19 protein-coding genes are annotated in these 21799 nt (G+C 71.1%); 8 read left to right on the forward strand and 11 right to left on the reverse strand.

The annotated features are described in order from the left end of the window. The first annotated feature begins 285 nt into the window (after positions 1 to 285). Together AC07GB_RS18905 and AC07GB_RS18910 are read left to right on the forward strand one after the other, a co-directional pair. Positions 286 to 1062 carry a pentapeptide repeat-containing protein gene (locus tag AC07GB_RS18905; RefSeq protein ID WP_478846773.1) on the forward strand — a complete coding sequence of 259 codons (777 nt, stop codon included), beginning with the start codon at positions 286 to 288 and terminating at the stop codon, positions 1060 to 1062. Between the two features lie 319 nt (positions 1063 to 1381). After that, positions 1382 to 2833 (forward strand): FG-GAP-like repeat-containing protein, encoded by a 1452-nt coding sequence (locus AC07GB_RS18910; RefSeq protein WP_478846774.1) that lies wholly within the window; start codon positions 1382 to 1384, stop codon positions 2831 to 2833. A gap of 21 nt (positions 2834 to 2854) precedes the next feature. On the opposite strand, the gene AC07GB_RS18915 is transcribed toward AC07GB_RS18910, so the two are convergent. The 3 genes from AC07GB_RS18915 to AC07GB_RS18925 all read right to left on the reverse strand — a co-directional run bounded on the left by AC07GB_RS18915 (position 2855) and on the right by AC07GB_RS18925 (position 5271). Continuing rightward, the gene (locus AC07GB_RS18915; protein ID WP_478846776.1) at positions 2855 to 3205 is read right to left on the reverse strand and encodes a winged helix-turn-helix transcriptional regulator; all 351 of its coding nucleotides are present in this window, start codon (positions 3203 to 3205) and stop codon (positions 2855 to 2857) included. Positions 3206 to 3358: 153 nt separating this feature from the next. Then, entirely contained in the window at positions 3359 to 4345 is a 987-nt protein-coding gene (locus AC07GB_RS18920; protein ID WP_478846910.1) for an alpha/beta hydrolase family protein, read from the reverse strand. A 5-nt stretch (positions 4346 to 4350) separates the two neighbouring features. After that, complete coding sequence (locus tag AC07GB_RS18925) at positions 4351 to 5271, reverse strand: zinc-binding dehydrogenase (protein WP_478846778.1); 921 nt, start codon at positions 5269 to 5271, stop codon at positions 4351 to 4353. An 89-nt stretch (positions 5272 to 5360) separates the two neighbouring features. On the opposite strand from AC07GB_RS18925, the gene AC07GB_RS18930 reads away from it, so the two are divergent. Continuing rightward, entirely contained in the window at positions 5361 to 6323 is a 963-nt protein-coding gene (locus tag AC07GB_RS18930) for a LysR family transcriptional regulator (protein WP_478846780.1), read from the forward strand. A 158-nt stretch (positions 6324 to 6481) separates the two neighbouring features. Further along, a complete protein-coding gene (locus AC07GB_RS18935) occupies positions 6482 to 9325 on the forward strand; it encodes an AfsR/SARP family transcriptional regulator (RefSeq protein WP_478846782.1) in 2844 nt (947 codons plus the stop codon). Between the two features lie 108 nt (positions 9326 to 9433). On the opposite strand, the gene AC07GB_RS18940 is transcribed toward AC07GB_RS18935, so the two are convergent. From AC07GB_RS18940 to AC07GB_RS18965, 6 genes are all read right to left on the reverse strand, one after another. Next, on the reverse strand, positions 9434 to 9835 hold the full coding sequence (locus AC07GB_RS18940; RefSeq protein WP_478846784.1) for a hypothetical protein: 402 nt from the start codon (positions 9833 to 9835) through the stop codon (positions 9434 to 9436). Between the two features lie 1600 nt (positions 9836 to 11435). After that, positions 11436 to 12005 carry a DinB family protein gene (locus AC07GB_RS18945; protein ID WP_478846786.1) on the reverse strand — a complete coding sequence of 190 codons (570 nt, stop codon included), beginning with the start codon at positions 12003 to 12005 and terminating at the stop codon, positions 11436 to 11438. Positions 12006 to 12219: 214 nt separating this feature from the next. Continuing rightward, positions 12220 to 12822 (reverse strand): YrhB domain-containing protein, encoded by a 603-nt coding sequence (locus tag AC07GB_RS18950; RefSeq protein WP_478846788.1) that lies wholly within the window; start codon positions 12820 to 12822, stop codon positions 12220 to 12222. Positions 12823 to 13638: 816 nt separating this feature from the next. Then, positions 13639 to 13878: a hypothetical protein gene (locus tag AC07GB_RS18955; protein WP_478846790.1), complete on the reverse strand. Its 240-nt coding sequence runs from the start codon at positions 13876 to 13878 to the stop codon at positions 13639 to 13641. A gap of 214 nt (positions 13879 to 14092) precedes the next feature. After that, positions 14093 to 14827: a dienelactone hydrolase family protein gene (locus AC07GB_RS18960; protein ID WP_478846792.1), complete on the reverse strand. Its 735-nt coding sequence runs from the start codon at positions 14825 to 14827 to the stop codon at positions 14093 to 14095. 270 nt (positions 14828 to 15097) lie between these two features. Next, complete coding sequence (locus AC07GB_RS18965; RefSeq protein ID WP_478846794.1) at positions 15098 to 15259, reverse strand: hypothetical protein; 162 nt, start codon at positions 15257 to 15259, stop codon at positions 15098 to 15100. 212 nt (positions 15260 to 15471) lie between these two features. Here AC07GB_RS18965 and AC07GB_RS18970 point away from each other — a divergent pair, with 212 nt between their 5' ends. From AC07GB_RS18970 to AC07GB_RS18980, 3 genes are all read left to right on the forward strand, one after another. Further along, positions 15472 to 15879, forward strand: coding sequence for a hypothetical protein (locus AC07GB_RS18970; protein ID WP_478846796.1), 408 nt, complete (start codon positions 15472 to 15474; stop codon positions 15877 to 15879). A 331-nt stretch (positions 15880 to 16210) separates the two neighbouring features. Then, a complete protein-coding gene (locus AC07GB_RS18975) occupies positions 16211 to 17263 on the forward strand; it encodes an RICIN domain-containing protein (RefSeq protein WP_478846798.1) in 1053 nt (350 codons plus the stop codon). Further along, positions 17260 to 18162: a ribosome-inactivating family protein gene (locus AC07GB_RS18980; RefSeq protein ID WP_478846800.1), complete on the forward strand. Its 903-nt coding sequence runs from the start codon at positions 17260 to 17262 to the stop codon at positions 18160 to 18162. The genes AC07GB_RS18975 and AC07GB_RS18980 overlap by 4 nt, the downstream gene beginning before the upstream one ends. A 312-nt stretch (positions 18163 to 18474) precedes the next feature. On the opposite strand, the gene AC07GB_RS18985 is transcribed toward AC07GB_RS18980, so the two are convergent. After that, positions 18475 to 18603 (reverse strand): hypothetical protein, encoded by a 129-nt coding sequence (locus AC07GB_RS18985; protein WP_478846802.1) that lies wholly within the window; start codon positions 18601 to 18603, stop codon positions 18475 to 18477. 747 nt (positions 18604 to 19350) lie between these two features. Here AC07GB_RS18985 and AC07GB_RS18990 point away from each other — a divergent pair. Beyond that, positions 19351 to 20835, forward strand: coding sequence for an alpha/beta hydrolase (locus AC07GB_RS18990; RefSeq protein WP_478846804.1), 1485 nt, complete (start codon positions 19351 to 19353; stop codon positions 20833 to 20835). Between the two features lie 334 nt (positions 20836 to 21169). Here the strand turns inward: AC07GB_RS18990 and AC07GB_RS18995 are convergent, their stop codons facing one another. After that, a complete protein-coding gene (locus AC07GB_RS18995) occupies positions 21170 to 21658 on the reverse strand; it encodes a hypothetical protein (protein ID WP_478846806.1) in 489 nt (162 codons plus the stop codon). Positions 21659 to 21799: the final 141 nt, after the last annotated feature.

Here is a 21799-nt window from a genome sequence, read left to right on the forward strand (position 1 = left end):
CACGCGGCCGACGCCCCGGGTGGGGGCGGTCAGGTCGGCGCGGCCCGGCTGCCGCCGGCCCTGTCACCCTCGGCGAGGGTGCGCACTCGGGTCGTACGCGCCCAAGGACAAAACGCAGCGCCAGTATGGTAGTTGAGGTCAAATACTGGCATGCCCCCTACGCCTGCCCGCCGCCGGATACGCCGTACCACGCGCCTCACTGCCCGGATCCCCGGCCGGCCGCCGAACGCCCCTCCTCCCCCAGGCCCCGGGCCGGCCCCCGCTCCGGGCGGGCGCCGGGAGGGCATGGACTGGGCGCGCCGGATCGAGCTGGTCACCGTCGTGGTCGCCGCCCTCGTGGCGATAGCGGGACTCTGGTACTCGAACGTGCAGGCCCAGCAGACCAACAGCCAGGCGCGCGATGACCGGGCGCTGGCCAAGGAGGGGCAGATCACCGACCGGTACACGGCAGCGGTGGGGAACCTCGGTGAGGACAAGACGGACGTGCGCCTCGGCGGTATCTACGCCTTGCAGCGGATCATGCAGGACTCCCGCCGTGACCAGCCCACCATCGCCAACGTCCTCGCCACCTACGTGCGCACACATGCCGCCGAGCCACCGGCGAAGGGCAAGGACGTTCCGGCCGACGTCCAGGCCGCCCTCACCGTCCTCGTCACGCGCGACACGAACCGGGACGGCACCTTCCGCCTCGACCTCCATGACGCCCAGCTCCCGAGGATCGACCTCAGCCTCGCCGGCGCCAAGGCCGGTCTGCGGAACGCGGACCTGAGCGGAGCGAACCTGTACGGCGCGAGCCTGGTCGACGTGGACCTGCGCGGCGCGGACCTGGGCGCCGCAGACCTGCGCCACGCGAAGCTGCACAACGCGAACCTGAGCGGCGCGAGCCTGAGCGCTGCGAACTTGAGCGACGCGATCCTGGTCGAGGCGAACCTGCGCAACGCGTACCTGGGCGACGCGTACGTGGGCGACGAGGACCTGAGCGACGGGGACCTGCTCGGCGCGAAGGCGACGAAGCGGCAGATCGGCTTGGTCATCACTGCGGCGTCCCGGGTTGGCCACTGATCAGGTGACCGTCCACGACGCGAAACCAGCGGGGGCCCATCCCGCCGCCTGCCGGGGCGGCGGCTCCTGGCTGACCACGGGCATCAAACGCAGGCCCCCCACCGGGAACTCCCACGGTCAGGCACTGGCTGCGGCACACGCGACCAACCCCTACGGCACGCCCCCTTCGGCCGATTTGAAGGGCCGGGCTTGTTCCGATCGCCCCCGGCCGGCCGCGCCCGCCGACTGTTGACGGCCCCTTGCCCCATGACGACAATCCTCTCGCTGGACGGCGCAGCTTTCACAGGTTCGTGGTGATCACGCCCGGAGGGGGCCGCTCATGCGCAATCGGGGCTTGGCTGTCGTGTTGTCTCTCGTCGCGTCGGCCACCGTCGCCGTCGGCAGCGGAGGTCCGGTACGCGCCGCGCCCCCGCCCCCGCCCCAGTCGCACGCTCCGGCGAAACCGTACGACTTCAACGGGGACAGCTACCAGGATCTCGTCGCCGGAGCCCCGCACGGCATCGTCAATGGTGTGCAGCACGCGGGTTACACGGCGGTGATCTACGGGTCGAGTTCGGGGCTGAAGACCACGACCCGGCAAATCATCACTCAGGACAGTCCAGGGGTGCCCGGCGGCCCGGAACCGGAGCTGTTCGGCTACTCATTGACTTCCGGGGACTTCGACGGCGACGCCTACGCCGACCTGGCCGTATCCGCCCCGTGGGAGAAGTACGACGTCGAAGGCACCGGAATGGTCGCGGTCCTCTTCGGCAGCCCGAGCGGCCTTTCGGGGAGAGTGGTGGGCCTGTCCATACCCTCCGGCCAGCAGACCCCGGACGAGAGATTCGGCGAATTCATGGCCGCCGGTGACTTCAACGGCGACGGACGCTCCGACCTGGCCGTCAGCTCCGAAGGGAAACGGGAGCACTTCACTTACACGTTCAGCGCGAGCGGAAGCGCATCGAACGGCCCCGTCATCAACGCACCGCAGAACAGGTTCATGGAGATAGCGGCCGGCGATGTGGACGGAGACGGCTTCGCGGACCTGGCGACCGACAGCAACGACTACAACAGCGCCTCAAGGACCAACATCCGCGTGTACCGAGGAGGGGCGGGCGGTCTCGCCACCTCGCCCGTCGCCACGGTGGACACCGGACCCTTCGTCGGAACCGCCTCGCTCGCGGTGGGCGACCTGAACGGGGACGGAAAGTCCGACGTGGTGCATGGAGACCCGTACGTGAACCTGCCCGGGGCCGGGTCGGCCGGCGCCGTGGTCGCGTACTACGGAGGTGCCGACGGAATCTCTGGTTCCCGGCGAACGGTGATCCACCAGGACTCGACCGGTGTGCCTGGGGGTGCCGAAGCCGACGATTTCTTCGGGCAGGACGTAGCAGTCGGCGACATCAACAACGACGGTCTCGGCGATGTAGCGGCAGGAGCCGCGAACGAGGACATCGGAACAGTGTCCAACGCGGGGTCGGCGACCGTCCTCTATGGCTCCCCTTCGGGGCTCTCCGGTACTGGCGCGCAGGCGTTCTCCCAGGAAGACACCGTAGGCAGCCCGGAAAAGGACGACTACATGGGGTCCGCCGTCAGCCTGCTGGACTTCAACAACGACGGCCTGGACGACTTGGGCGTGGGCGTCTCCGGCGAGGACACGAACGACGGCGGAGGACAGGCGCTGCCCGCCGCCGGCGGAAGGATCAGCACCGCCAATGTCGTCGCGTTCCTCGGCTCCACTCTTGGGGCCGACCCCAAGGACGCCCAGCTGGGCGCTTCCCTGGGACACTGACCGGGGCTTCTCCGCGGCGCATCAGCCCGCTGCGGACTCCTGGAATTCCGCCACGGCCGCGCCGTGATCGTGAGCCCACTCCGTCAGCACAGCGATCGGCTCCACCAGCGTCCGGCCCAAGTCGGTCAGCGCGTACTCGACCTTTCCGGTCCCGGCACGGCGGTCGACCAGGCCGTATCCCTGCAACCTGCGCAGCGTCTGGGTCAGCACCTTCCGCGAGATTCCGCCGATCAGGCCGACCAACTCACCGTGTCTGCACGGCTTCCGGCTCAACCCGAACAGCACGACCACCGACCATTTATCAGCGATGATCTCGATCGCCAGCCGTGCGGGGCAGTCGGCGAGGAAGACGCTGCCGGAGTACTCACGCATGCCCCGACCGTAGCCCGCCGCCAGGAACCTGGAGGTACCTGGCACCTCCATAGCGTGCACGGTGACAACCACCGAAGTCATCGGCAGGGGAACGTATGCGGGCAGAGACCGACTGGCCAGGGCACCCCGAGACCGTCATGGCCGCGTAGCGGCTCACCCCGCCGCCAAGCCGTGGGCGAGGTGGTCGCCGACGCGGGACAGCCAGTCAGGGCGTGCGTTGCCGAGGAGGTGGTCGCCGTGCGGGACGGACAGGTAACTGCCGCGCGGCGCCAGGCGGGCCAGGGGCTCGCCGTTGGTCACGCCGGGGATCACGTCCTGGCCGCCGTCCACGACCAGCAGCGGCGCCGCGATGCGGGGCGCCAGCTCGGCGAGGTCCACATGGCGTACGAACGCGCGGGCGGCGTCGGCCCCTCCGGCGCGCCCGGCCATGATGTCCCGTACAGGCGGCGGCAGTTCGCGCCAGTCGAGGCGGAAGGGACCGCTGACGGTGGCGGCGGCCGCCACGCGTGGCTCCAGTGCCGCGGTCCGGGCCGCGAAGTAGCCGCCCAGGCTGAGACCGACCAGACCGATGCGGGCGACGCCGAGGGCGTCGATGACCCGGCCCACGACCCGCTCGTAGTCCGTCACGAACGTCGAGGTGGCCGCGAGTACGCCCTGCCCCGGGCCGTCCATCGCGAACACCGCGAGCCCCCTGGCCAGCAGCGCCGAGACCAGGTCCAGGAACTCCTCCTTGGCCGAGTCCAGGCCGGGCACGACCACCGCGGTCCCCGGCGCGTCGGCGGGGCCGCGCAGCCAGCCGGTGAAGCCCTCACCGCTCACTCGCCGCGCGCCGGGCTCCAGCACGGTGAGTGCCCTGCCCAGGGCGCGATCCGCCTCGGCGGCCGCCCGGTGCGCGTCCGCGTACGGTGCCAGGGTGGCCAGGTGGAACCACCGGGCCGCGGTCAGCAGGTACTCCCCCGCCGAGAGGGACGACCCGGCGCCGTCCGCACGCCGGAGGTAGGTGTGCCCGGTGCGCAGGAAGGAGGTATCCCAGTCGGCGACGGAGGTGAGGCCCTCGGTGACGCGCCGGTACTCATGGGGGTCCACCCCCGCCCCGAGAGCGCGGGTCCACTGGGCCGCGGCGAACTCAGCCGCGCTCATCGTGCTCATCGTGCTCCTCCGATCAGCAGGACGGCCTTGCCGCGTATCCGGCGCTCTCGCAGGTCGACGAGGGTGTCGGCGGTGTGCGCCCAGTCGGTGACGCGGCCGATCTCCGGGCGCAGCGCGCCCTGTTCCACGAGGCGCACCAGCGTGGCGAGGTCGGAGTCGTACGGGGCGCCGGCGTAGTGGAAGTGCTGGATCGTGACGCGCTCGGGCCCGCCGAGGAGCTGGAAGAAGTCGAGGGTCACCGGGGTGCGGCTCGCCTGGCCGAACCAGACGAGCGTGCCGCCCGGGCGCGTCTTCGACAGGGCCAGGGGCAGGGCCTGCCCGCCCGTGGACTCCAGCACGACGTCGAACGGCCCCTTCGCCGCGGCGACCTCGTGCACCACCTCCGCGCCGGTCTCCGCGAGCCTCTCGCCACGCGACGGCGTGGCGGTCACCGCGGTCAGCTCGGCTCCGGCCCGGACGGCCAGCTCGGTGACGTAGTGGCCGACGCCACCGGAGGCGCCGGTCAGCAGCACCCTGCGCCCGGCCAGGGATCCGGCCGTACGCAGCAGCCGCAGGGCCGTGATCCCGGCCAGGGGAAGGGCCGCCGCCCGTGCGGTGTCGACGCTGTCCGGGAGCACCGCGAGCGAGTGCGTGGGCACGGCGGCGTACTCGGCCCAGCCGCCCTGCGCCGGGTGTCCGACCACGCGGGTGCCGATGCCGGGTCCGGAGCCGTCGGCCGCCGCCTGCACGACGAGCCCCGCGACGTCCTTGCCGGGCAGCAGCCCCGGCCGGGGGCGTTCGAGGAGGAAGGTCTCGCCCCGGTTCGGCGCGAACGCCTCGACCTTGACCAGTGCCTCACCAGGCTCCGGTACGGCCTTGGGGACCTCGGCGAAGGCGACCGGACGCGCCGCCTCCGCCGTGGGAATCAGTCTTCGCATGCCGACGATGCAACATCCGCGGTCGTGCCGTGAGCCAACAACGAACGAGCGCAGCTGACAACCATCGGTTGTCACCTATGGTGAGAGCCATGGATCTCGACGTGGCGCAGGTACGTGCCTTCGTGCGCACCGCCGACGAACTGCACTTCGGCAGGGCGGCCGGGACGCTCGCCATCTCCCAGCAGGCCCTGTCCAAGCGGATCGCGCGCCTCGAATCCCTGCTCGGCACCGAACTGTTCCGGCGCGGCGGCAACGGCGTACGCCTCACCGAGGCCGGACAGCGCTTCCTCGCCCCGGCCCGGCAGGCCGTGGCCGCGGCCGACGCCGCCGTCACAGCGGTGCTCGGCGAGGACCGTCCGCTGCGCGTGGACGTGTGGGGGCACCTCTACGCGCCGATGCGGACGCTGGCCCAGGTCGCCGGGCGAGCCGGGGAACTGGTGTCGGGGCACGGGCGTGACCTGCCGTCGGTGACGGCGGCACTGCTGCGCGGCGACACCGACGCCGCCTTCGGCCGCGTCCACCCCCCGCTGCCCGCGGGACTCGCCCACCGCCTCGTACGCCTCGAACCGGTGGACGCCGTCCTGAGCGCGGACCACCCCCTCGCGGCCGAACCGGCGCTGCGGCCCGACCAGTTGCGTGACAGCGTGCTGTGGGCCCCCGGTGCGCTGGAGCGACTCGACTTCCTCCGCGAGTTCGCCGACCGGTTCGGCATCCGGGAGACGGCCGCGAGCGTCAACCTGGGGCTCGCCCACTTCCTCGCCGAAGTGGCGCGAGAGCCACGGCGCTTCTCCCTGATCCCCGCCGACGTGCCCCTGCCGGAGGTCCCCGGACTGCGCTCCGTCCCCCTCGTCGCTCCCACGCCGCTGTACGCCTGGTCGCTCCTGTGGCGCACCGGCAACGGCCACCCCGGCCTGGACAGGCTCGCCACGGCCTGCGCGGAGGAGGCGAACCGGAGCCGGTGGCTGGAGTACGACCCGACCCGCGACTGGCTGCCCGAACCACCCACCCACGCCTCCGCCGCCAACTCCCTGCCCTCAGGAAGCCACTCGTAACGCCACGGCGATCCCGGCACAGCGCGAGCCCAGGAACGGGCCCCCTCGCGGGATGTGGCCGAATGGCAACTGGACGGGGATTCGAAACGCCTGCTTCGTTTCTGTCCGTGCACATCTGGTCCTCTGCGGCGGGAGCCGCCTGGGCGGAGGTGGGGCGGATGCACGTGCAAATCCTGGGGCGGGTCCGCGCATGGCGGGACGGTACGGAGATCGACCTCGGCCGCGCGCGGCAGCGCGGCTTCCTGGGGCTCCTCGCCCTGACGGCCGGACAGCCGTGGTCACGGGCCGACCTGGTGGACGCGCTGTGGCGGGACAGTCCCCCGGCCACGGCCGTGAACGTCATCCAGGGTTACGTCAAACACCTGCGCCGGCTGCTGGAGCCGGACCGCGTGCGGCGTACCCCGAGCGTGATCCTTCCCGCGGTCGGCGACGGGTACGCGCTCCAGCTCGCGGACGGCAGCGTGGACCTGGCGCGGTTCCGCGGCCTGGTCGCCGTGGCCGACGAGGCGGTGCGCGATGGCGAACACCCCCGGGTGCCCCAGTTGCTCGGGGAGGCGCTGCGGTGCTGGCAGGGGCCGCCCCTGGCCGACGTACCGGTCCTCGCCGACCACCCGAAGGTGGTCCGCCTGCTCGGCGAGCGCCGGACCGTGGTGGCGCGGTACGTCGACGCGCTGCTGGCCGCGGGCGCCGCGGCGGAAGCACTGCCGCCCCTGGAGGAGGAGGCGTCCTTCCACCCTTTCGACGAGGCCACGCAGGCGCGGCTGATCCGGGCGTACCAACTCGCGGGCCACCGCCGGAAGGCGTTCGCCGTCTACGAGAGCGTCCGTCGCCGGCTCACCGCCGAACTCGGCGTCGACCCCGGGCCCGAACTGACCGCGGCACACGCCGCGCTACTGAGCGGGCGCGACGACGTCGAAGGGACGGCGGCCCCGGTCGAGCGGTTCGAGCCGGAGGCCGCCGGGGCCGGGGCCCGGCCTCCCGCCGTGCCCGATGTCCCCGCCCAGCTCCCCCCTGACCTGCCCGTCTTCGTAGGACGCGGCGACGAGCTGGGGCGACTCGACGACCTGCTCGGCCACCTGCCACCACGCGCCGACGCGATGACGATCGCGGTGATCACCGGTGCCGCGGGCGTGGGAAAGACCGCCCTCGCGGTGCACTGGGCCCACCGCCTGGCCGATCGGTTCCCGGACGGGCAGTTGTTCGTCGACCTCAGGGGGTTCGCCCCGGGTGGGCCCGCGGTGACGACGGCGGAGGCGGTGCGGGGCTTCCTGGACGCGTTCGCGGTGCCGCCGCAGCGCGTTCCGGTCAGCGTCGAGGCGCAGAGCGCGCTGTACCGCAGCCTGCTGTCCGGCCGTCGCGTCCTTGTGGTGCTGGACAACGCCGCGCACGCCGAGCAGATCCGGCCGCTGCTGCCCGGCGCGCCCGGCTGCCTGGTGCTTGTGACCAGCCGCAACCGGATGCCTGGCCTGGTCGCGGCGGAGGGGGCCGCGCCGACCGTCCTCGATGTGCTGCCCGTCGCCGAGGCCAGGAAGCTGCTGGCCAGCCGCATCGGCCGACAGCGGGTGGCGGCGGAACCGCAGGCGACCGACGCGCTCATCACCCGGTGCGCGGGACTGCCGCTGGCCCTGGCCGTCGTCGCCGCCCGGGCGGCCACCCACCCCGACTTCTCCCTCGGTGCGCTCGCCGGCGAACTGAGCGCCGCCCGCACCGCCCTCGACCTCTTCGCCGGCGACGACCAGGCCACCGACGTACGGGCGGTGTTCTCCTGCTCCCACCGCACCCTCGACACCGCCGCGGCCAGGCTCTTCCAACTCCTCGGCCTGCACCCCGGGCCGGACGTCACGCTGCCCGCGGCAGCCAGCCTGGCGGCCGTGCCGCAGTCCCAGGCGCGCCGGCTGCTCGCCGACCTCGCCCGGGTGAACCTGGTCACCGAGCACCTGCCCGGCCGCTTCGCCTGCCACGACCTGCTCCGTGCCTACGCCGTCGAGCTGGCGGAGGCCCACGAGCACCCGGCGGAGCGCGGCGCGGCGACCCGGCGGATCCTCGACCACTACCTGCACACGGCGTACCAGGCCGCACGCATGACGGACCCGCACCGGGACCCGGTACTGCTGACCCGGGAGCGGATCGCGCCCGGAAGCACCCCGGAGCACCTGACCGACCAGGACCACGCGGTGGCCTGGGTCGCCACCGAGCAACGGGTCCTCGTCGCCGCCGTACGGCTGGCCGCCGACACCGGCTTCGACGCCCACGCCTGGCGGATCGCCTGGTGCCTGACCGACTTCCTCGACCTACGAGGACACTGGCAGCAGCAACTCGCCACGCAGACCAGTGCGTTGGCGGCGGCACACCGCCTCGACGACCCGGTAGGACTGGCCCACACCCACCGGACCCTCGGCCGGTGCTGCGCCCGACTGGGCCGGAACGCGGACTCGCGCCGCCACTTCGAGGCGGCACTCGCCCTCTTCCACGACGTCGGCGACCTCGTCGGCCAGGCCCACACGCACCGCAACCTGACCCTGCTCTACAGCGGCCTGCACCGCCACCAGGAGTGCCTGAACCACGCCCTGCTGGCCTACGAGATGCTGCGGGCAGCGGACCACCGCGACGGACAGGCCAGGGCCCTCAACATGATCGGCTGCGCCTACGCGCACCTGGGTGACCAGCAACAGGCCGTGACCTACTGCCGGCACTCGCTCGCCCTGGCCCAGAAGCTCGGCGACCGCTACTGCACGGCCAACGCGCTGGACAGCCTCGGATTCGCGTACGCCTGCCTCGGACAGCACCGACGGGCGGTGGACCATTACGGCCGCGCCCTGGTACTGCACCGGGACAACGGGAACCGCTACTACGAGGCAGAGACCCTGACCCGCCTCGGCGACAGCCACCAGGCCCTGGGCGGCCTCCCCCGAGCCCACGACGCCTGGCACCGCGCACTCGCCATCCTCGACGACCTCGGCCACGACGACGCGGCAGCGGTACGGGCCCGGCTGCGCCGGTAGCTTACGCGGGCCGGGGGACGAGCCGGGCCCCTGGAAGAACCCGGCTCGCCCCTCCCCCCCTGACGCGGCGCGTCGGCCGGAGAACGCCTGACCTGACCTGACCTCACCTCACCTCACCGAGCGGTGGCCTTCGCTCAGCCGACGGCCCTGGGGGCACTGGGCCCGCACGAAGTAACTGCCCGGCCCGTGCTCGGGGCTGGTGTACGTGCCGCCGATCGAGCACTCGATCCAGAACACGATGGCACCACTGTGCACCGTGCAGTTCCACGTCGCCGCGTTGTAGTAGCGGGACGGCGGGAAGCAGTTGTACCGCGCCAGCGCGCCGGTGGGTGCCCGGCCCGACGCGGGGGCCGCAGCCACCCCTTCGACACCGGTTCGCTGCGCCTGCCACACGTTGCTCTTCTTCGGCGTGGGCTCCGCCTGCGCTGAAGTCATCGTCGCGATACCGACGATCAGGGCGGCCAGGATGACCAGGCCTGTCCTCAGCGTCATGTGTAGCTGTCTCACCATGAGGAACACTCCTTCGAAACCATCGAGCCCTTCGCCCCTTGGGGGCTTCGATCCCTTCGGAACCCTCGAAACCCTCGGAACCCTCGGAACCCTCGGAACCCTCGGAACCACCGGGATCGTCGGAACCCTCGGAACCGTCCAGATCGTCGGAACCGTCGGGGTCGTGTACGCGGACCGATCCGCGTGGGACGACGATGGCAGTGCCGACTGGCCCGCCACTGACCGCCGACTGACCCGGCACTGAAACGACCCACCGACTGAACGATGACCGCCGATCTGTGTCCCGGAAAGCAGCGCCGATGCCCTGAGGCCTTCGCCGCAGCTGGCCCCGCGACCGACTGGCCGTGATCACCGGCGACCCGGCACTGGACGCTGCCGCAGAGGCCGCGTCCCGGTCGGCGATCGAACTGAGCTACATCGACGTCGGCCAGGTAGCGTACGGCCGTTTCGCTCCTGAGGTCGAGGCTTCCTTGGCGGCCCCGCGCTGCGTGAAGCAGGCACCGCCAACATTTACCGGCGGTGAGGAACCCTCAGGCCTGCCCCGGGCCCAGCTGCGGGCCCCTGCTCCTGTGTCCGTGGGTTTCTGGGGGCTTCTAGCCAAGGCCGCTCGACCGCAGCCGCCGCTGGTGGTGGTGCGAATGGAGGTGCTGGGAGGCTCAGCACGGCACTGTCCGGGCGACGCTGAGCTTCTCGGGGCCCGATGAGGGCGGACGCCACCATGCACGAGGGCAGCCATGTCACCGGCACGGCCACGACCATCGACGTCCTGCTCCTCGCACCTGAACCGGCTCGACGATCAGCGAGGTCGAGCGCTGCCGGTCAGCCTTGCCGGGCCGGCGGACACACTCGCCCCTGCACGGGGAATCACCGCCCGAGTCCATCGGACCAGGCCGTCCAGGAACTCAAGGACGATCCTCTGGCGCCGAGACGGGAGAAAAGGCCACGTCAACCACGCAGGCGCGGACAACACCACAACTACCAGGAGAGGCAGCAGGAACAGCACAACGAGCAACGGACGCGACAACCACACCGGCATGCGACGACCTCCAGGCTCTTCCCCCGCGAGGGAACTGGGCTGGATGGCGACGCAAACTGGGCATCCCAAGCGCACGAACGCATGGAACCTCCGGCCAGAGCCGACATCCAGAGACTAGCCGGACCATACCCTCAACTTCGCTTCGTCAAGCGCGAGTTCAGTGCCGACCGCGCCATTCTGAAGCAGCTGTGGCTGATCAGGATGGTGGAGTATCAGCGCGGCCCGGCTGCCGTGCGGGCGGCCCAGCAGCCCGGTCCCCGCTTTCCGGCAGATCGGCGGGACGCTGGTCGTCGGCACCGGGACGCGGGACCCGCCGGAGCCGCGGGAGCCGCCGCGCGGCAAGCTGACGGAGCGGGATGACTGCGGCCGGCTGCACAAACGGTCCGACCGGATATCCACCACCCGCCCGTGAGCGGCCCGCACGGACGGCAGGGCGTAACCAAGGTGCCCCGGGCGGTTACTGGAGCTGTGCCGAAAACCCGAAAACCAACAAGCACACACCTTGAAAAAGATCGCCCCGCGGAGCAGCGGGCCTCCGAAGCCCGAACGCCACCTACCGGAACGTCATATTCGGCGCGGCGCAGCTCCGTCCCGCCGGCGGTAGAGGTCGCGCAGCAGGGAAATCTCGGCCCCGTGATGGATCAGCTCCCGATTGACGTGCAGGACGATGCCCTCCATGGGACGCCGCTCAAGACCCGCCGCGGGCGGATTGTCCAGGTCAGCGTCCGAAAGCTCTCGGACCCCCGCGTTCCATCGACCGTACATCTCGTCGAGCTGTGAGAGCGCCTCGTCAGCGGTCCCCGCGTAGGGGAAGGTCTCGGAATCGATGTCCTGGCCGCCGAAGTGCCATCCGACCCGATAGCCCAGGCAGGAGACGGTGATGTGCGCCAACCGCCAGGCGATCGTGGTCACCGGCGCCGGCGACGGAACCAGGTCAGGGGTCGCGGTGTCCATCGCCCACTCCCCCGAGCCTTCGGACATCGGCGCGGCCGACGTGCCCCGGGGGCGGATGCTCCAGCAACCGCGCACCGGCTCCCAGAAGTACTCCTCGTCGGTAAGACCCTCCAACCGTGGCCGCAGGTTCTTGCGCCAGTACCAGTCCAACTGCTCCGCGAGACGCTCACTTCTTGTCATTTCCGCACACTACCTACAGCGGAGACCTGGCTGCGCCCCTCACCGACGCGGTCGCTGGCCGCTGTCATGACGGCTGGTCAAAGCCGTCTCGTGGACGCAGGGAGTACGGCAGCCGCTGTTCGTAGGAGAGCGCCCCAAGGGCGGCTCCGTGCCGTGCGCGAACGCCCCGCCAAGCTCCGTCGTCGGCTGCGCGCACGCTCTCCGCCCCTGCTGACTACGGAGGGCGACCCTGCTCACCACCGCTCTCAGCGGCCTGGGCCGGCAGAGCAGTCGGGCTCCGGTCCGGCAGGGGGTGGGTCGCGGTGATCGTCTCGACAGAGAGGACGGGATCAAGAGGTGGAACAAGGGCCTCGGTTGTGATGGCGACGAGGTGTTCTGGCACGGGGCCGGCCTGAAGGGCGGTCACGTACGAGATGACCTCGGCATGGGTCAGGCCCGGGACGCGTTGCCGCAGCAGATGCATGGCGTAGATCCGGCCCTGGCCGGCCGTCGCTCGGCGGAGTTCGTCGTGCAGGTCGTCCACAGCCGTGCGGAGGGGCTCTTTCCGGACGCGTCGGCGGTAGTCGGCCTCCCACTCGCCGGTGACGTAGGAGACGGGGCCGATCCGGTGCAGGCCGCCGTCGACTCGGTCGACCAGGTAGGGGCCGTTCCCGCCCAGAAGCCCTCCCGGCTCCCGGGTCCGTAGGTACTCCTCGGTCTGATAGGAGACGATCCAGACCAGCTCGTGTTCCTCCACCCCGGACACCACCAGCCACCCCGAATACCTGCGATCCAGGTCCTCCTGAGCCATACGCCTGGCGTACTCCCGGTCGATCATGCCCGGCAGCATCCCGCAAGGCTTCTCGTACGACCAGCGATTTTCGTGCCGTGCCCGGTGGTCATGAGAACGGTCGCGCGCCTACGGGCATCCCGAGGCCAGTAGCGCCGGGGCTGTCGCCCCTGGCTCTGGTCAGGCGGCCTGGAGGCCTTAGGCCGTGCCATCCCGGCCGTTCACGCGGGCCCCGGCGACGCGGTCGCAGAGGTTCTCCCGACGCTGACCCACCACAGGGATCCGCAGTCCGCCAAGGCCCGCCGCACGCGGGCCCCAGCCGTCCCGTCCGGCCGACGAAGTTCCGTACGGCGGCGGCCAGGCGAGGCGCGAGGCGGACGGCGCAGTCGGCGTCCTCGGAGGTGAACGGCCGAGCCCCTTCCTCGGCCAGATCGCGCAGCTCCGCGTACGTGGCGGGTCACTCCCCCGATGTTCCAGGCCACGTCGCCAGTACGCGCCCGAGCCGGAGCGGCGTCCGGCGTTCCACCACGCCGGGGCAGCACCCTCTCGCTGTTCGCACCGCCGGACCGGGGCGGAGGCCCACGCGCCCGCACTGTCGGCGACCAAGGAGGAGTCGCGACCGCCTCAACCTCGCGAGAGGCCCCCGCACGGCCACGGGAGGCCGCTTCGCCGAGCCGCCGCGGCTCGTCGTCCCGCTCCTCGCCGTGGCCCACCTGACCGTGCTCTTCAGCCCGGCCACGCATCCACCGCCACAGGCACCTGGACCTACCAGCCCGCCTTCAGCGGCAGCACCAGCGCAAACCCGGCACTCACCCCCTACGGCAATCGCCCGTACGCGGCAGGGGCAGGCTTCGTCGGGCGCAGCTATCCGGCTGGGTCCTCGTCAGCATGCCGGACGGCCTTCTTCGCGGCCTGCTCCACCTCATGCCGGGCCTGCCCGGTCTGCTCGGCGTACACCGTGACGGCCGCCTGGAACGCGACCGAAGCCTCGTACCAACGGCGCCACTGCGCCGCGTGCTCCTCGCCGTCGAGGCCCGCCAGCTTGGCGCGCTCTTCCTCGGCGGAACGTTCCAGCATGATCAGGTCATCGGAGATATCTGCCACGAACGACGATATTAAGCCGACCCGAACAAGCCACTGAGCACCCGACCCACCACCCAAGCAGGTGATCCGCTCACCGACGCGGAACCGGACTCAGGACCGGAACGCGTTGGTCCACCAGGCCCGGGAGAAGCGGGCGCGGTGCGGTGGGCGGTGTGGAGGACGAGAACCCGCCGGCCGTCCTCGATACGACGCGGCGGCACGTCCGTGCGGAGCCTCAGCTCTTGAGCAACGTACGGTCAAGGAGAAGGAGCAGTCGGTCCCAGTGGCGCTTCAGCCCTGCGGGGTCGAAGGCGTCGGTGTCGGACATGGTGAAGCCGTGGATGGTGCCGGGGTAGATCTCGGAGGTGTGGCTGACACCTGCGGCGTCCAGCGACTGGTTGAGTTCGCTGAGGGTCTCGGGCGTCAGGTCGCCTTCGGCGTGACCGAGGTGGACCTGGGCGGTGACCTTGGAGAAGAGATCGGGCCCGTCGGCGCCCACAGGGCCGTGGAAGGCGGCGACGGCGGCCACCTGGCCGGGGTGTGCCGCGGCGGTCCGCATCGCCAGAAGGCCACCTATGCAGTAGCCGGTCACCGCTACCGGGCCGGCGCCGACCTCGGGCTGGGTGGTGAGGAACCGGAGGTAGGCGTCGGCGTCACTCAGGACGCGTTCAGCGGTGTGCGCCTCGATCAACGGCATCAGCTGGGCGAAGATCGCGGTCCGCGCCTCCTCCCCGATGTGCTCGGGAAGTTCGATCACCGGTGCCGGGCCGTGCCGGTAGAAGGGGTTGGGGACGAGCACGTAGTACCCGTGCCCGGCCAGTTCGCGGGCCATCTCCCGCAGCACGGGCCGGAGACCGAAGCCGTCCGCGTACATCAGCACCCCCGGGTGCCGCCCGCCGCCGTCGGGAAAGGCGGCGAAGGCGTCGGCCTGGCCGTCCGCGGTGGAAATCTGCAACATCTTGGTGGGCATGGATGCTCCTGTCGTGGTTGATGTGTCGAGCCTGTGATCAACACGACGGAGGCGGAGCCCGCGCGGCAGCGCGAGTTCCTCGATCCAACAGCGGACCGGCCCCGGCCCGTACGGCGCTCAGCGGAGCACCGGGTCACCAATCCGTGTGTGGCGCGATGCCGTCCCGGTAGTCATAGCTGTACAACCTAGTCCACACCTCTGATCTCATGCACGCGCCTTCAGAGGGCGGGTGCGCGGGGGCCGGAAGCGGGGCGGACGCTGGAGGTGTCATCAGCAGGTGGCGCCGGGGCGGATCTTCAGCAGGCCGATGAGGCGGTCCTCGACCTTCGATTCCAGCAGGCGGGGCTTCGCGTCGACCCGGTGCGGCTTCCCCTTGTCCGACGGCAGGTCCTTGCAGGCGAGTACGACGGTGACGTCCGAAGTGCCGTACACGCCTGGGGCCTTGTCGGCGGCCGGGAGGGTGTCCCCGTACGACTGCGTGTCGCAAGGGTGCGGGGTGTCGGGGCTGTTGACGCCACGATGATCACGGTGAACACCATCGGGGCGTCGAGCCCGTACCCGTCCCACAGGACCGGCAGCGGCTCACGCTGCGTCGCCTCGTCCCGTACACCCCGTCGATCGGGGCGCGTAACCCTGGAGCCGCCTTGCCCACCTCCGAAGCGACCGAAGCGACCGACGGTGTGAAGGCAGCCGCCCAGATTGTCGACGCCTCGCTCGTCGACGTCGAGCCCACCCGCCCGCCGGTCAACGTCACCGTCGAGGCCGCCCCTTTCCCCAGCCGGACCACCCGGGACACCAACCTGAAGCTGAGTCAGATTCAGGCCCCGAGTCCAGTGGTCGTAAAGGCTGCGCTGGTAGCCCGCGCGCTGTTCGTCGGCGACAGGCCGCTGGTCGATCGCCGCGAACAGCGGCAGCACAACCGGCTCCGCCAACGAAGAGGTGGGCGTGGCGCGGGCGTGCGCGGTGGGCGCGGTGGCAAGCGGGGGAAGGGCAGCGAAGGCGAGCGCGGGAAGCCCGCGGCACAGGTTCTTGATCCCATGAAGGGGTGGTAGCGGTCCTCGGCCAGGACGGGGAGGGATACCGCACCCCGCTCACCCGCGCGGATGCTTGTAGTCACGTCCCGAGTGCGCACCCGGCGGCCGGGAGGGGTATTCGGGGCGGGCAGATTTCAGCCACAACATGCCTGTGTTGAGCGGTTGTTGATCGGCCTGGGCCAAGTTGTGGCCGCAGGTCGCGGGGCCCACGCTGCACCGCGAACGTTCAGCCCTGCGTGGGCCGGGCCGAACTTGCCGTGGGCCACTGAGCTTTCGGCGAGGACCGCGTGTCCCCACGGCCGGCCCGTATCCCCTGGCGCCTTCGCTCCCCCTCACAAGGAAAGACATGATGAGTCCGAATAGCCGGCGTGCGTTCACTACCGGCGCCGCTGTCACCATCGCGGTCGCGGCGACCGTCTCTCTTGGCCTCGGTTCCTCCGCGGCGCAGCCCGCGGGCAAACCCGATGCCCCCAAGGCGGCCGCCCGGGCCGCCGTCGAGTCCGCGGACGAGATCGCTCAGGGGGGCCGGTACCGGATCGTCTCCGAGCGGTACGAGGCCCTCGACCTCGACCACAGCCAGACCGCCGACGGCTCGAAGGTCCAGACGTGGGAGCGCAACGAGTCGCCCGCCCAGATCTGGCGGTTCTGGGACGCCGGGGACGGCGGCCACCTCCTCGAAACCACCGTGCCCGACGGCGATGACAAGGTCCTCAACGCCGACACGAACGACAACACGGCCAACCTGTGGAAGATGAACGGGGCCAATGGCGAGGGCAAGCAGCGCTGGCGCTTCGATGCGGTCGGCGGCGGCTGGTTCCAGCTCCGCAACGGCGCGGGCGGCTGCCTCACCGCCGGGGCCGCCGAAGGCGACCAGGTGACGGTCAAGGAATGCGGCGACGACCGCGCCCAGCTGTGGTGCCTGGAGTCCGCCGAGCCCAAGAGCGGCCCCACCGCCGAGAAGGGGATCCGGGGCGAGGTGGCCCGAAGCCTCGAGGCGGGCCAGAGCCCGGCGCGGGCCCGCACGGACAAGCGCAAACCCGCCGCGGCGGGAGCCAAGCGCGTACGCGCCGCGGCGGACTCGGTCAACACCGACTACCTCATCGTCGACGCCGCGCCCGCCCAGGCGAGCGGAAAGACCGGCGTGAGCGTCCACTGGGTGGGCGATTCCAAGCGCAACCCGTACAAGACATGGGACTTGATCGAGATCCTCGACGGCGACTCCCGGGTGGCGTGGGAATGGGTGTGCCCCCAGACGTCGACCCGGTGCGATGGCGGCAACGGGGCCACCTTCGTCAACTCCGGCGCCCTGACGCCCGGCAAGAAGTACACCATCAAGTACCGCATCGACGCCGGCAAAATCAGCTGGGGCACGGTGGGCGCCCAGGTGGAGTTCGTCGCATGAGCGCCCTGGCGAAGAAGGCCGGCCGGCGGAGGCACACTGCCGCCAGGATCACCGTTCTGGCGCTTGCCGCCTCACTGGTGTACTCCACCCCCGCCGTGGCCACAGGTGAACAGCCCGCTTCGAGGACCGTGCAGGACGGGCGCGTTTCGAAGGCCGGTAATCAGCTGCCGACGGACTTCGCCAACGAGGTCATGAGGCTGATCGGCCGGATCCGCTACGAGATCACCGAACGGACTCCGATCGGTCACGGCCGCATGACCCACCGAGTTCTCGGCCAAGGAGATGCGACTACCGGGCCCACCCGGAACTGGAGACTCATCGGCATCGGCAGGCTCATCGACGAACCCGAAGACGCTGTACAGCTGATCATTGACCCCGAAGACGTGTACATCCAGGGCTTCTACCGGCCTGAGAACAATACGATCTACATCTTCCCACGCGTTGAACTGCCCCCAGGCCTGCTCCCCGGCACGCCTAACACGGTGAGACTCGGCTTCACGCAGAACTACCGCGACCTGCCTGGCATCACCGTCAACCGGGAGAACATCGTCGAAGCGGTCGACGCCCTGAGGGCGGAAGATCACGTGGGCGCGGGCGGCCGTCTTCACCGTGCGATGGAACTCATGGCGGTCACGTTCGCCGAAACCGCCCGCAACCGGCTCATCCTCGAAGAGGTGTTCAACGCACTGCGCGCCAACGGCGAGTGGCAGGTGGGGGCCCACGCCGATGCCATAAAAAAGTGGAACCAGATGGGTGCCGACATCAGGGCCGCCATGGCCGACGGCGACTGGGACAGGGAGCGCCGAAGCTACCACCTCGACGGCCAGCACGGCGGGCAGCTCCGGCCCTACAGCGCCTCGTTCCTGATGGGAGTCATCTTCATGATCAAGAGACGATAAGCCCCGGCCCGAACGCGTGAAACGTGCCGCGGGGCCGCGCCCGCTGACCACAACCGGCGCGGCATCAGGCCCAGCCCCGACACGGGCGTGCTGCGGCGTGGGTGCGGGCCGAAGGAAGGTGTGGGAAGCGGCCGTTCCAGATCGCGTGCGGCTGGTGGGAGCCCGGCATCGGCGGCCGCCTCGCGGCCATCACCGCGGGGACCTTCTTGGACCGCGCCTCCGTCCGTCCGGCAGGAGCGCGACCCGGTGGGCCAGGTACACGGCCCACCGGTGGAGCCCAGCACCGCGGCGTCGACGGGCTCGACGCGGCGTCTACTCGGCCGGGTCCTCGTCGCCGTGCAGGGCGGCCTTCTTCGCGGCCTGCTCCACCTCATGCCGGGCCTGTCCGCTTATCCTCGGCGTACGCCGTGACGGCCGCGTCGGGTCAGCAGCGGCGGGCATCGGTCCGGACCGGGCCGTGGCGCTCGACCCAGGGCGCCGGCTCGACGGCTGTCGCGGAGATCGTGTGCGCGACGGCAGCGTGGAGGTCAGGACTGACGACAGCCGGGCAGAGGCCGCTCGCCACGAGCGCCATGCCGAGAAACTCCCAGAGCGCGCTCCTGCGCACGCTCTGCCATGCCACCAGCCTGGAAGCCCAGGCCTTCCGGCGGCCATCCGACGATGGTCGGCCACACCCCCGTCAAGTGGCTGGAACCCCCACCGAACACCTCCGGGCAGCCGCGCTGGACTGCTGCCGCCCAGCGCCCGGTGGAACCGCCGTACCGGGTTCTTCGCCTCAGCTGCGGAGATCCTGCGAAGGATGTCCCCGGGACGCCCGCCCGAGCGGGTCCAACGCCTCCCCGGTGAGGCTCTCCCGGCGGCCCGGGACGAAGCCCCCGGCCCGCCAACGATGCGGGTGCCAGGTGCTTTCGTTGATTCGGATCAGCGCAGGCCTGGTACGAGGAGAACGGCCCGGCGGCCTGGCCTGGTACGAGGAGAACGGCCCGGCGGCCTGGCCTGGTACGAGGAGAACGGCCCGGCGGCCTGGCCTGGAACCACGGGCCCTGATCGCCCCTGAGTTGTCCCCCACTTGACCCGGATATGCCCCCGACAGACGCGCCACACGGGCAGTACGGCACCTAACGTGAAGGCAGAGCCCCGGCCGGGCCCGCATGCCTGACGTACCCGTTCTCTTCACGAGGAGGATCCATGCCGTCGAGGGGCAGATCCGCATTACGGCGCATCGCCGCGCGGGGCACGGCCATGGCCCTGGGAGCCGCCATGACTGTCATCACCGGCCTCGCCGCCGCTCCCGCGGTGCACGCGTCCCCATCCGCCGTCGGCGCCCTGCGATGGGCACCGTGTGCCGACCAAGCGCAGCCGGGAGCGGAGTGCGCCACTCTTTCGGTGCCGGTCGACTGGAGCCGGCCGGACGGGCCGAGACTTGGCCTGGCCGTGGCCCGCCGCACGGCCACCGACCCCGGAGCACGCGTCGGCTCGATGGTGTTCGGCCCGGGCGGGCCGGGTGACTCGGGTGTGGAGAGGGTGGTGCGCGGTATCAGCCGGTTCAGCCCCGAGGTCCGCCGCAGGTTCGACATCGTCAGCTTCGACCCGCGCGGCGTGGGCGGCAGCAACCCCGTGACCTGCTCCGGCGACCTGCTTGCCGAGCGGCCGTCGCCGGAGCTGAAGAGCCAGGCGGACTTCGACGCCACGATGGCGTACAACAAGCGGCTGCGTGCCGACTGCCGGGCCCGTACCGGCCCGGTGTTCGACCACCTCGACACCGCGCAGACCGTCCGCGACCTGGACGCCCTCCGGACCGCCCTCGGCGAGCGGAAACTGACCTTCCACGGCAGCTCGTACGGCACGCTGCTCGGCGCGCAGTACGCCGAGACCTACCCGCGCCGCGTGCGGGCGATGGTGCTGGAGAGCGTCATCGACCACAGCGTTCCGACCGCACGAGGCTTCCTGCGGGCGGCGGCAGCCGCGGGGCAGGACTCCTTCCAGGAGTTCGTGAAGTGGTGCGACGGCGCCACGGACTGCGCGCTGCACGGCCACGACGTCCGTGCGATCTGGCAGGGCCTGCTGGCCCGCGCCGGGCGCGGCGAGTTGGAGGACCCGGCGAAGCCAGGCACCGCGCTGTCTTCTCCGGACCTGGTCAACAAGGTCGCGTTCCGGAAGTTCTACAAAGCCGACTACGCGGGCCTGGCCACAGCGATCGCGGAATTGGACGCGAGCAAGCCGCTGCCTTCGTCCCCCACCTCGACCACACCGCTCCCTCCGGCGACCCCGGTCTTCTGCTCGGACTGGCATCTACCGATACGTGGATACAAGGAGTACGCCTCACTCATCGCCATGACGAACAGGACCGCGCCTGACCTGCCATCCCTGCTGCCCACCCACGTGCTGGCGGCGTGTCTGGGCGCGCCGACCACCAACCCGCAGCACCGCCTGGACCCACGCGGTGCCCCGCCGATCCTGCTCTCCAACGCCCTGCACGACCCCGCCACCGGCTACCCATGGGCGGTCTCGGTGGCCCGGCAGCTCGGCCGCAGCGGCGTACTTCTCACCTACGAGGGCCACGGCCACGGCAGCGTCACCAGCGGCCCGTGCATGCGGGACGCCGTGGACAGCTACCTCACCGACCGGGCAGTCCCGCCACGGGGCACCCGCTGCCCCGCCGCACCGTCCTGACAGCTTGCGGATCCGGATCCGTCTGGGAGGCGGGCCGCCGCACGCTGGTGTCCGACCGCCACCGGCCGGGTCGTCAGGCCCGCCCCCTCGACGGCCAGGTCCACGTGTACGCCGGACTGCCGCTCGCCGACGCCTCCGCCCCGCCCAACAGCGCGATACCGACCCGACCTTCCCCCTTCGGACCTGCTAGTCCCGCCCTCCGGATTCCGGCCTGTTGATCAGCGGAACCGGCGTGAACGGCCCCAACTGAGGCCGCTCCTGCCTCGGGCTGGCGCAGTACCCGGCTCACCAACCGGGACGAGTGGCTCCTGAAGGAGGGCGGGCCCGCCCCCGGTCACTCCGGGCGGGTGCGCCGCTGTCGGTCGTACTCCGCCCAGTCGTCCGGCGGATACGTCGCCTGCGGTGCGGCCAGAGCCACATCGATTTCGAGCCCGAGGTGCCCGTCGAAGAAGCCGTCCAGATCGCGGAGGCGCTCCAGGGCACGCACGACATCCTCACCGAGCGGCCGTGCCATCCGGTCGGCACCCGAGGGCACAGCGAGCATGCCCCTGCGCGCCATCCGCACCGCGTGGTCAGCCTCCCTGTCCAGCCCGAGCGAGATGTACCCGAGCCCCAGAGCGATGTCGCCCAGCGTCGTGCGTACGCCCTCGCACAGATCCCTGATCCCATGCACCGTTTGCATCGGGCTACCCGCGGAATGGTCCCCGCCCGGAGCCGACCCGTACCGCTCCTCCAGAAGCCGCCGCTCACCCTCCAACAAGCCGAGCGCCGCGCTCAACAACCGCCCTACATCGCCCAGTTCACCGAGATCGTGCTTCACCATGCTCCTCCCCTCCCCGATAGCGCCCCACCCAGACAGCGTGGCCCCACCGTCGCCACCCCACAGCCGATACACAAGACCCGGTACCCGAACGAGGCACCGCCAGCGGACACCAGCCCGCCGTACACGTCACTCTGTGCGAAG

The organism is Streptomyces sp. NPDC045778, from assembly GCF_056431945.1.